At 64.3% G+C, this 12,562-nt stretch carries 2 protein-coding genes; both read right to left on the bottom strand.

The window, feature by feature from the left end:
• Positions 1-43: 43 nt before the first annotated feature.
• Entirely contained in the window at positions 44-9,046 is a 9,003-nt protein-coding gene (locus tag CT676_RS44310; RefSeq protein ID WP_167768165.1) for a peroxidase family protein, read from the bottom strand.
• Between the two features lie 715 nt (positions 9,047-9,761).
• Positions 9,762-12,332, bottom strand: a complete 2,571-nt coding sequence (locus CT676_RS26450) for an ATP-binding protein (protein WP_135215657.1) — start codon at positions 12,330-12,332, stop codon at positions 9,762-9,764.
• Between the last annotated feature and the right edge of the window lie 230 nt (positions 12,333-12,562).

Consider the following 12,562-nt stretch of genomic DNA (forward strand, 5'->3'; position numbering starts at 1 on the left):
GGAACGGAAAGATGGTCTCCCGTTCCGGCATAGGGTCGTGAGGCTAGAGCGTGACGTTGGAGCCGAGGTTCTGGTGGCCCGCGATCTCGATCTTGAAGTCGGCGGCGGCGTTGCCGTCGACGTTGCCCTGGATGACGGTGAATTCCTGACCGTTGTGAGTCTCGTAGCTCACCGCGAGCTGCCCGGCCGCGGTGAACGCGGCATCGGAAACCAGTGTGAAGCTCTGGTTGCCGTCGACGGCGTAGTTCGCGTCGATGCCGCTGAGGTCGATGCGGTCTCCCGGCTCGAAGCCGACGATGGTGTCGCCCTTGGCCGCTTCCACCGAGCTGAAGCGGAAGGTGTCGTCGCCGAGCCCTCCTTTCATCACGTTGGCGGCGGTGCCGGCGACGATGACGTCGTTGCCGGAGCCGGTGGTGACATTCTCGATGCCCCACAGCGTGTCGTTGCCGGTCTGCGAGCTCGAGGCGCTGCCGTTCGCGAGCGGGCCGGAACCCAGGTTGACGGTGACGGCCGTGCTCGCCGCTGACATGTCGAGCGTGTCGGTGCCCGACCCACCGGCGCCTTCGTCGCCGAAATAGGCGTCGTTGCCATCGCCAATCTCGGCCACGATCAGGTCGTTGCCGGCCCCGCCGAACACGGTGTCGTCGCCCGCACCGGCGTTGATCAGGTCGTCGCCCTGATCGCCGAAGATGCGGTCCGCCCCGGCATCGCCGTAGACGATGTCCGCGTCGGCTCCGGCGAACACGTGGTCGTCGCCCGCGCCAGCGAAGATCACGTCCCGGCCAGCACCGCCGTTGACGAAGTCGGCCCCCTCGCCGGCCGAGATCGCATCGGCGCCAGCATGGCCGACGGCGATGTCGTCTCCTGCGAAGGCGACGATGCTGTCGTCGCCGGGTGTGCCGACCAGCGTATCGGACTGCGCCGTGCCGTTCCGGACCACGCCGTCGGTTGCGGTCTCGGTCTCTTCTTCGTCGTCACCGCCCGCCGTTGGCGCCTCGTCATCCTCGTTCGGCGTTTCGGTTTCTTCCTCGTCGTCCTCGTCCGGCTCATTGGGTTCGAACTGGGGCGGCACCATGCCCGAGAAGGTGACCGAATGGGTTCCGTTCGAGATGGTCTTGGTGCCGTCCTGGTTCTCGACCAGGTGGTAGGTCGCCGGATCCGCCCCTTCCGGAAGCTCGATCACGTCCTCGGCCTGGAGGGCGCCGATGATGGTGTCGTTGCCGCCGTTGGACTTGAACACGATGCGATGGGCCGAGGTGAGGGCCGAAATGTCGATCGTGTCGTCGCCCTCGTCGCTATCGATCGTGATGGTGTTGAGGCGCAGGCTGGTCGCGGTGAAGTCGCCGACGACCGTGAACGTATCGCCTGCTCCCGCGCCGCCCGTCGCTCCAGTCGGTTCGATGCCGTTGATGCGGATCTCCTCGATCTCGCTCAGTTCCGCGATCACGTTGGCGAAGGCCGAACCGCCTCTTGTGACGACGATTTCCGGCGTACGCCCGCCGAAGCTCGCGATGTCGTTGCCGGCAACGGCATCCCAGGCGGCCAACGTATAGATCGTGTAGGCCTCGCTGGAGGTGTTGCCATTGATGACGAAGGTGTCGCCCGCGGTGCCTTCGGTGCCGCCATTGACGATGTCGCGGCCATCGGTCGGGACCGCCGTCGCATTGGCGTTCCAGACAATGGTGTCGTCTCCCGCACCGCCGTTGACCGTGTCTGCCCCGGCGTTGAGGCCCGGCGCGGTGACGTTGACCGTGAAATTGTCGACGTAGAAGTTGTCGCCATTGTCCCAGTTGTTGCCGTCGCCGGTAGTCCGGAAGCGGATGGCCGAGTTCGAGCCGATCTGGGCGGGCGTCAGGGCGGCGCTGAAGTTGAAGGTGCCGTTGGCACCGCCTCCCAGCGTTCCGCCGGTCAAGACCTCCCAGGCGTTGGTGTTGACATTCCGTGCCTCGACGATGACGGTCTGGCCGCCGTTGAGATTGTCGTCCTCGTAGGTGAACGACACCGTCGCCGCGGTCGCGCCGGCGAGGTTGACGGCGCGCTCGATCGTCTCGCCGCCATCGACGCCCTGATTGAACTGAAGGCGGCCGCCGGTGATCGAGATGTCGCCTGCTGTCGGGCTGGTCGTCTCGCCGCCGCCTTCAGTCCAGTTTCCCGTGAACGCGAGCGTGCCGTTGCTGTTCGAATACGACGCGGCTCCGAAGCTGTCGACGTAAGCGCCGTTGTTGCTGCCGGTGCCACCGGTCAACGTGTCGTTGCCGTCGTCGCCGTTGAGGGTATCCGCGCCCTCGCCGCCGAGGATGACATCGTCGCCACCGCCGCCGCTCAGCGTATCGTTGCCGCCGAGGCCGTCGATGAGGTTGGCACCGCCGTTGCCGGTGATGACGTCGGCGTTGGCGCTCGCCGTGCCGAACGGCGCCGGCGCGGCCTGCGCAAGGACGTAGTCGGACGCGTCGATCGCGGCCGTCGTCGTGTTGTTGACCTGGATGGTGCCGATCGTCGCCAGGGACGCATCCCTGACCGTGAGCACGGTATTGGCGCCCACCTGGGTCTCGACAACACGCGTCGCCAGGTTGGCGGCCGTGATGCCGAGGGCGCTGAGGTTGATCAGGTCCTGGCCCCCGGCCGCGGTCGAGTCGAAGCCGGTGATGGTATCGGCACCGAACCCGGCGGCGTTGTAGACCACCACGTCGTTGCCATCGCTGACGTCGATGGTGTCGCTGCCGGCGCCGCCGATAATGGTGTCGGTATCGCCGCCGGTGCCTCCGCTCAGCGTATCGTCGCCAGTACCGCCGTCGACCAGGTCGGTACCGTTGCCGGCATCGATGGTGTCGTTGCCGCCACCGCCGAAGATCTGGTTGTTGGCGCCGTTGCCGGCGATGGTGTTGGCCTGCGCGTTGCCATTGCCGTTGATGGCGTCGCCTCCGGTCAGCGTCAGGTTCTCGACTTCGGCCCCGACTGTGTATGAGACCGAGGACTGCACCGTGTCGGTGCCGCCGGCCGCAAGTTCGGTCACCACGTCGGCGGCATCGTCGACGACGTAGATGTCGTTGTCGGCGCCGCCGGCCATGACGTCGGCCCCGGCTCCGCCGTTGAGGGTGTCGGCCCCGAGCCCACCTGTCAGCGTGTCGACGTCGTCGCCGCCGTTGAGGGTATCGTTGCCGTCGCCGCCGTCGAGCGTATCGTTGCCCAGACCGCCGTTCAGGGTGTCGTTGCCCGCCAGACCGCTCAGCGTGTCGGCCAGATCGCCGCCGGTGATGACGTTGTTGCCGGCGTTGCCGGTGCCGATGAACTGGTCGGCGTCGACGCCGCGGTAGGTGAGGTTCTCGACGTTGGCCATGTTCGCGATGGAAAGCTCGGCCAGGAAGGTCTCGACGGTGTCGGTGCCCTCGTCCTGGGCCTCGATCGCGACATCGAGCAGATCGTCGATGCCGTAGGTGTCGTTGCCCGCACCGCCGACCATCGTGTCGGCGCCGACGGCGCCTTCGAAGTCGTCACCAGCGAGGTTCAGCCGGGCGTCGAGATCGTCGTTGCCCGCACCGCCGACCAGGAGGTCGTCGCCGAGCCCGCCGACGAGGTCGTCGTTGCCGGTGCCGCCGAAGATCAGGTCGTTGAGGCCGCCGCCAGTGATCTCGTCGTCGACGCCCTGCTCGCCCACCACGAAGTTGGCCTGAGTGTTGGTCACCGCATTCAGCGACATGTCGACGTCGCCGCCTGCCCGGTCGGCCGGATCGGAGCGGCTGATGAAGTAATCCTCCGCGCCGAGCGCATAGCCGGCGAAAGTCGCGCCGTTGAAGTTGATGCGTTCGACGCCGGTCTGCGCGTTGTTGCCGGTGAAGTGGCCTGCCACCGTGATGGACTGGGCGACGGAGCCCGTAGGCCCGGTCGGTAGGCTGTAATTGATGACCAGGTCGCCGGTCTGGGTCGCGGTGCTGCTGTCGAAGGCGTCCAACGCGGTGATCGTCGGTACCGGAAGCAGGGTCACCGGGTCGATGATGGGCTGACCGGACGCGTCGACCGCGTTCGGAGCCTGGATCGAGATGCGGTCGGCGGTGCCGCCGCTGGCGGCATTGACAGCTTCGTTGATGAGGTCGTTGCCGTCGCCGAGCCCGAACGCGTAGGTGTCGTTGCCGAGACCGCCGTTGAGGGTGTCAACGCCGCCGTTGATGCCGGCTCTGACGATCGTGATCGTCAGGTTATCGACGTAGAAATTGTCACCGTTGTCCCAGTTGTTGCCGTCGCCGGTTGTCCGGAAGCGGATTCCCGAGTTCGCGCCGATCTGGGCGGCGGTCAGCGTCGCGCTGAAATTGCCGTTGCCTGTCGCGGTGGTGCTGCCGAGCGTGCCGAGAACCTCCCAGGTGCCGCTGCCGCTGTTGCGGGCCTCGACGATGACACTCTGGCCCACGCCGAGATTGTCATCCTCGTAGCTGAAGGACAGCGTTGCGGCCGTAGCCCCCGCCAGGTTCATCGAGCGTTCGATGGTTTCGCCGCCATCGACGGTCTCGTTGAAACGAAGGCGATTGCCATCGATTTCGATGTCGCCGCTCGTGGCGCTGTTGTTGTCGTTTTCCGTCCAGTTTCCGGCGAAGTTTGCAGCATTACCATCGTTGCCGGAATAGCCGCCCGAATTGAAGTTGTCGGCAATCGTTCCCGTCGCAGAACCCGGACCGCCGACCAGGATGTCGTTGCCGCCGAGACCGTTGAGCACGTCGGCTCCGGCAAGGCCGACGATGATGTCGTCGGTCGCCGAACCGTTCAGCACGGGACGGTTGTCGGACGGCGGGCCCTGCGGGGCGAGGCCATTGTCGCTGAACGGGGTGCCTACGACGATACCGAGAGTGCCGTCGGAAAACTGCAACCTCTCCATGTTGCGCAGCAGGTCGGTGCCATCGAGCGGATCGAGGCCGCCGGTGTTGGAGACCACGAGGGTGCCGTCGGCGCGCGCCGAGAACGAATAGTTGGCGCGGACGTCGGAGTAGACTGCGGTGTCGATGTCCGATGCCGCCGCGCCGTCGGAGACGATGTCGCGGACGATCTTGAGCTGGCCAGGATTGATCTGACCCGAGAACACTTTCTGGACCAGAGTCGTCATGCTGTCGTGGAACTCGAGCACGGTGTTGCCGACCGGGCCGTTCTCGTCGAAGTCGGACATCACCGCGATGCGCACCCGCAGCCATCGGTCGCCGTCGAGGATATCGTCGCCGCCGCGGCCTTCGATGAGGTCGCTGCCGGCACCGCCGAGCAGGATGTTGCCGCCGACGAAGCTGCCGTTGGCATCGAACGAGGCCGGTCCCGCGCCGGCGAGAAGCGCCTGCAGGCCCGTGATGAGGGCGATGCCCTCGGCATCCAGGGCACTGCCGCGGAAGCCTTCGGTCGGCACGAGGTCGGCGGTGACGTCGGAACCGCGGATGACGTCATTGTGGGCCGATCCGGACGCGCCTTCGACCTGGGTGAAACTGTCGAGCGCCGCGTTGCCCGGAAGCACCGGCAGACCGGGCAGGATCACCCGGTTGAGGTCGACGTCGACCGCCAGATTCATGTTGGCGTAGGTCGTCCAGTCGTAGCCGGACATGCCGTCGAACTTGCCGCGACCAAGGCTGCCGAACCAGATATCGTCGCCGCCTTCGCCAATGAATTCGTCGAAGCCGCCGTCCCCGTGGAACACGTCGTGGCCCTTGACGGCATCGAGCTGGAACTGGTCGTCGAAATTGTCGCCGACCGCGCCGGTCCAGGCGCCGATCTCGATCCAGTCGTCACCTTCGCCGCCAAGCGTCTGCTCGGTGGTCTTGCTGCCGAGAACGAAGTCGTTGCCGACCCCGCCGAAGGCCTCATCGAGACTGTCGGCGCCGAGCACGATGAAGTCATTGCCCTCGTCGGCGACGATCAGGTCGACGCCCTGGCCGGCGTTGACCGCGTCGTGGCCGCGGCCGGTGCGCATGATGTCGTCGCCGAACTGGTCGGTGATGATGTCGTCACCGTCGCCGCCGATGTACTGGTCGTTGCCGGCGCCGCCCTCCATGCGGTCGTTGCCGGCGTCGCCATAGAGGGTATCGTCACCCTCGCTGGCGATCAGCGTGTCGGCCTGGTCGGTACCGCCCAACAGGACGTGGTCGGCGCCGGTATAGCGCAGGTAGTTCGCTTCGGCTCCATCGGTCGCCGGGTTGTCGCGCAGGACCAGCGGGGTCAGGATCGTGCCACCGGTCGGATCGGCCGAATCGAGCCCCGGATTCCACTGCCGGGTCTGGTCGACTTCGAGGATGAGGCCGGGCGTGGAGAACACGTCCGAAGGCAGATGGCCGGCGTCGGCATTGAGGCCGATTACCTTGGCGAAGGTGTTGTTCTCCATCTCGGACAACAGATGCAGCCCGTCGAGCCGCTGCAGGTAGTAGAAGCGGTCGCCGTCCTGCAGCTTTTCGAGCTGAACCTCGAACACGAAGTTGAAGGTGGAGCCCAGCATGCCGCCGAACGGCATGACCTTCTCGGCGAGACCGCCGATCCAGAGATCGACGTTCTCGAGGCCGCCCAGCGAGCCGCCGGCGTAGATGCCGGTCGCGTTGAGGAAGGCTATGCGGTCGGCATTGAATGCCGCGAGCTCGGCCGGGTCGGTCGGAACGACGACGTCGCCGAAGCTGGTGCCGAAGATCAGCGCCATGGCCGCGTCGCGCTTGCCTTCGACCGTCGTCTCACCGGTGATCAGCGTGTGCGTTCCATAGGCGGCGACGAAGTTGATGATCGAAGCCTCGTTTTTGAGGTGGCTCGCGAAGTCGACCCAGCTCGCGTAGGGCCGCAGCTCTTCGGCGTGGCTGCTGGCCTCGAAGAAGTCGCGGCGCGCAACGTTCAATGACGGCACGCCTGCATCGCGTCCTCGCGCAAGGTTGATGGTAGCCAGATCGAGCGGCAACCCGAGCAGATTGTTGCGCAGCGCGCTCGTGACGAACTCATCGATCTCGTTGCCGACCTGCCGCGTCATGCCGCGGATGATGTTGCCGGCGGCGACGCTGTCCGCGACGGTGTGGCCCGAGTCGAATTCGATCGGGTTGAGGAAGGCCTCGATGAGCCCGATCTGGTCGTTAGTGAAGGTCGGGTCGAGCCGGTCGATCGTCTCGGTCAGCATTGAGTGGCCGAAGCGGTAGACCACGTGCGCGAATTCGGCGACAATGCTCGGATTGATGTCGGCGTGGTATCCGTCCGGCACGACGAAGAAGTCGATGTTGGGCTGCACCTTGCGGGCGAAGTCCTCGAAGACGAGATGTTGGTATTGCATCTCGGTGCCGAACTTGGCGGCCTGGAACAGGCGTTCGCCATCCCAGACGAGGGCGGCGATCTGAGAGGGCGTCGTCGGCAGTGCGGCGAGGTCGACGGCCAGCCATTCGTTGAGGAAGGCCAGGTCGTTCGAGGCCAGGACGATCTCTTTGGTGTGCTCGACCAGCCGGTTGTGCTCGGAGTGGAAGATGTGGTGGACCGCGGTCAGGCCGATGTTCTCGTTGGCGCGGCCGTCGCCGGCGATGAAGTGGGCGTCCAGCAGTTCGTTGTCGTAGACCGCCGGGTTGTTGCCGGGGTTGAGCAGCCCGATTTCAATGTCGCCGTCGGCGATGCCGTTCGGCACGGCATCGTGCGCGATATCGGCAAGGAAGGCGGCGTTGATACGGATCGCGGTGGCGACGCTGACCGGCACCGTCGAGGTGCCGGAGATGACGATGTCGTCCGCAGTGTTCGGAATGCCGTCGGCGCCGACGCCGGTGATCACCTGGGCGAAGCCCGCGGCATTCGGAATGAAGTTGCCGTACGGGTCGGTGCGAAGCAGCGGCACCGCGCCGACGTCCTGGTCGGTCAGGAGGATGCCGAGCATCCTGGCCTGTTCCTTGACCTCGCCCCAGGTGGCCATGCCGCCCGGCTGGTCTCCGCCGCCCTCGATCAGCTTGCCGGTAGCGTGCGGGACGCCGTTGGCGTCGAGCGCATACTGGCGCAGGAAAACCTGGTGGGAGGCATGCGACGTATAGGTCTGGTTCTGGTCGACAAACGGCGTCGTGGTGTTGACGGGACGCACGTCGTCGGCCGTCCCCATGACGCCGTCGGCGCCCGGGCTGACGGTGGCGCGGGTCAGGACCATGAAGTTGGTCGGGCTACCCGGCACGTACAGCGGATCGTCCGGCTGGAGCGGAACGAACACGGTGCCGCTGCCGCCCTTGTTGACGAGATCCAGACCGTGATCGAAGAACTGGCCGAACAGAGTGAACCAGGAGTTGAACGGGGCCGACAGGCCGACGTCCGGAGAGACGTTGACGACCTGGACGTTGTCGCCGTCCATTGTGATCCCGAACGGCTCGAGGCCCGCATCGCGGACCGCGCGCGCCACCGCCAGATCGTTGAGCACGTTGTTGTGCGCCGCCGTGGCCGCCGCGAAGGCGTCGATCGCCGCCTGTTCGGCCGCGCCGGGAACGGTGGACTCGTCGCCGTCGCTCAGCTGGTTCGCCGCCGCCTTGGCGTTCTGCATCACCACGCGGGCCTGATACTCGGCGTCGAGCGCGGGTTTGAAGGCGTTGTAGATATCTTGCACGAGGGCGACGTTAGCCAACGTGGCCTCGACGATCCCGCCGGACTGCAGGCCCTTCATGATCGCCGCCGGGTTGGCGAGCGTCTGATCGACGATCAGGTTAGAGATGGTGCGCAGGCTCGAATCGAACACCATCGAACCCGGGTTGTTGGACGGCGCGTAAGACGTCGGCACGGCGGGCGCGCCCGGCGGCAGGAAATTGCCCGGTACGTTTTCCGCGGGCCTGAAGGTCGGATCCAGCAGTTCGGGGAACGGCATGTCCGCGGCGCCCCACTTCTCCTGGCCGGGCAGCAGGTTGTTGTTCTGTCCGTCGACGGTACGAAGGCCGATGCTGAGGTTGTAGGATGGGACGGAGCCGACCTGGCCGGCCAGACCGGCTCCGTAGAGCGGCGCGGCGTTCGGGTCGAGCGGATTGACGATATAGGCGGCGTGCTTCTCCGCGACCTTGATCTGCGCGAGAATGAAATCCAGATCGCTCCTGATGTATGCAACCATGGCGGCCTCACCTGTTGTGGCGCACGGTCCGCCGCGGCGGCCGAGCTGTTGAAATTTTTGCGAGCCGTCCGCGTCGGATGGCTCCTATGGGCTCAGGTTAGATTTTTCTGTGAACAACGGGACAGGGTACAAGGTCCAACGACCTCGTGGGACCGAGGTCTGGCGCTTCGGCCGACCATGGTCGTAGGACCTTGGTCCGATCGGCGGACGACCATCCTCGCTTCGCCAGCGCCTCGGCGCGGCGGGTGAAGCAGTGTTTTCCGGATGTTTTCGGGAGACTTGGCCGCGCCCGATCGGAGAAGCCGTCGCATCGATCGGGCATCATGGCGTGCGGAACATGCAATGCTGGGCCGAGGACTGCCGGAGCACCGCATCGCAAGCGTCAAGAGCGCTCCAGGCCGACGACTTCTTCGCGTCGTGTCAATCGTGAGGACCCGGAAGTTCGCTGATCCTAACATCGGCTCTAACCCGCAGATCAGTGCTGATCCGCCAACATGGCATCGATGTATATGGGAATTTCCGGCTCCTGAACGCGATGACGCTTGGCCGCCCCACGAGCGTCCTCAGCCCCTCAAACCGCCAATAGGTCACCGCGCTGGAAGCTCTACTTTCGTTACACTGAAGGCTTTGCTCGCATGTATCGCCACCCGCGGCTCTAGAGACGATTACGCATTGTCGCTATGGACGGCGCGATGCCTTCTGGCTTCGTGCCTGCCTAACTATCTTCTTTCTGAAGGAGAGAATGCAGACGTTGAGCGAGTTCGGACACGCCAAAGGGCTTGTGAATAATAGGGAACTCGTCTGTCGCCCCGTGACGCGCGAGCACGTCTCCCACGTAGCCCGACGTAAGTAGTATCTTGATCCTGCTGATCCGCCGCTTTGCTTCGCGAGCAAACTCGACGCCATTGGGACCATTCGGCATGACGACATCGCTGAACAGAAGATCGAACCCCTGATCGCTGTCGAGAATCCGGATGGCTTCGGTACCGTTGTGAGCAAGGCGAATCCGATAGCCAAAGCTCGTCAGCATTGCAGACACGACTTCCAACAGATCTTCATTGTCCTCGACCAAAAGAATTCGCTCGGAGCCTCCCGGCATAGCCCGGGTCTGTTCGGCTTCCACCTCGTCGCGAGCCTCCTGATTGGCTCTCGGCAGGTACAGTGAGATCGTGGTGCCGGCGTTAGGGGCACTTTCGACTGAAATATAGCCACCGGATTGCCGGACGAAGCCATACACCATGCTGAGACCGAGGCCAGTGCCCTTGCCAACTTCCTTGGTAGTGAAGAAGGGCTCGAAAATCCGGTCTCGTACCTCGGGAGACATCCCCTGCCCCGTATCCGAGACGGACAGCCTCACATATGATCCGGCCGGACATTCAGCGACGGCTTCCCCGTCCAGAACGACGTTCCGCGCCTCGATCTCGAGCACTCCGCCGCCCGGCATCGCATCGCGACCGTTCAGCGCTAGATTGAGAAGGGCAGTCTCCAGCAGGGATGGATCCACCTGACAGAGCCACAATCGCTCGTCGATCTTCAGCCTGACCTCGCATTCTGCGCCGACCGCCTGACGGACGAGCCCCTGGAAGTTGGAGATCAGCTCGCTGGCATTGATCAGTTTAGGGTTGAGCTTTTGCCGTCGAGAGAAAGCGAGGAGCTGTGCGGTGAGCTTCGCCCCCCGGTCGGCGGCGCGCCGCGCAGTCGCGGCGAAGCGCCGGATCTTGCCGTCATTTGCCGCGCGCTCGATGAGATCAAGGTTTCCCGAAACGACGGCAAGCAGGTTGTTGAAGTCATGGGCAACACCGCCCGTGAGCTGTCCGACGGACTCCATCTTCTGACTCTGATGAAGCTGCTCCTCGATGCGCTGGCGCGCCTCCACGGCATGCTTTTGCTCGGTGACGTCTCGAAAGAAGATCGCGATCCCTTCGCCAGAAGGAAACGCGTTGATCGCATACCAAGCGGCACGACGAGGACAGTGCGCTTCGAACGAAACCGGACGGCGGTCCGACATGACTTCCCGAAGCTGCTCGACGATTCCCGTATCGGGGGCATCCAGAAGCGACGCCTGCAGGTGCATTCCAATCAGATCACGCCCCTGAGCGATCTGAGACCAGGCCCTCTGGTTGAAGAAGCTGATCCGCCAATCGTGGTCGACAATCACGACGCTGTCGGTTGTGCTTTCGAAGAGCATCGTAAGCCGGGCCGCGGCGTCCTCGGCCTTCTCTTTTGCATCGGACAATTCCTGCTCGCGGCGATCCAGCGCATCGGCCATGGTGTTGAAGGCGCCGGCTACACCCGCGATTTCAGAACTGCCGCCAATGTTCACACGGCGAGCATAGTCGCCGAGGCGCCATCGGTTCGCGGCGTCAACCAATAGTCCGAGCGGCCGATGGATGAATTGCCGGGCGCCAAGCAGCGTCAGGCCCAGCACCATCATGGCGCTGAGGGCGATGAGGAAGATGTCATGTCGGGTCCGGCTCTGGATCTCGGCAAAGGCGTTCGCCTTGTCGAGACCGAAGCTGACGCGAAGTCCCCCAGAATCGGGCCCGAGAGCCGAGAAACCCACGATCCTCTCGACGCCGTCGACATCAACCAGGTCGGCTGCGAGACCGTCGCCATACTGCCTCCCATCACCAGCGCGAACCAATTTCTTACCGACAAATCGGTCATTGTCCGGGTAGCGGGCAAGGAAGGTGCCGTTGCGATCGGTGATGGCCAGCGCGTCTCCCGCCGGAACACCCGCGCGCGCGATGTAGTCCGCTAACCAGTCCAGGCCGAGAGGCGCAATGATGACGCCCCCTGGCTGACCATTATCTCCGTAGAAAGGCAGAGCAAACTGAATGAGTTTCCGATCGACGGACAGACCGATCGAGAATTGTCCCACCGTAAACGCGCCCGTCTTCAACGCATCCGCAAAGTAGGGACGCCCGGAGACATTCACCGGCTTGCGATCCGTGTTCGTATCGCAGAAGGGCTGGCCACTCAGATCGGTAGCGACGAAAGTGAGGAAAGCCGGAAACCGGGACCTCATCCCCGCCATCGCCGCATTGCACCCCTTGCTATCTTTCGCCTTTATCGCAGGGAGTTCGGACAGCGCAATCAGGACCTGCCGAATGCCCTGAACGATCTGTTGCTGCTGTTCGGCGGCGAGCTTAGCGAGACCGAGCGCCTGATTCTGTACGTCCACTTGGCGCGCGCGTCGAAGGTTAACTTCGTTGTACGCCTGAATCGAGATAGCGGGCAATAACGCGACTGCGACAAGCGCCAACAGGCGCGACAAGATGGTCATTCTCTGCCGTATTCAAATCGTCCCGGAGCTTGCTGTGCATTTCAATCCCAATGGGGATACGCTTATAGGCGTTCGTCATTCCAATCACGATCGTGAGAACCACGAGTGACCGCTCGTTGAACATGCGCGGCGGCGCGAGCTTCATCCGCACCCGCATTCAAATGACACATGTTGCATGTTCGCCCCTGCAATCCCGCCCCACTCGCGAGCGCCATGACATCGCGCGGTGG

This window comes from Bradyrhizobium sp. MOS001, from assembly GCF_004634465.1.
In the GTDB taxonomy this organism is placed as follows: Bacteria; Pseudomonadota; Alphaproteobacteria; order Rhizobiales; family Xanthobacteraceae; genus Bradyrhizobium; species Bradyrhizobium barranii.

Bases quoted from the DNA above. Each gene is read 5' to 3' on its own strand.
- CT676_RS44310 (WP_167768165.1), bottom strand. From the start codon at position 9,046: ATGGTTGCATACATCAGGAGCGATCTGGATTTCATTCTCGCGCAGATC.
- CT676_RS26450 (WP_135215657.1), bottom strand. From the start codon at position 12,332: ATGACCATCTTGTCGCGCCTGTTGGCGCTTGTCGCAGTCGCGTTATTG.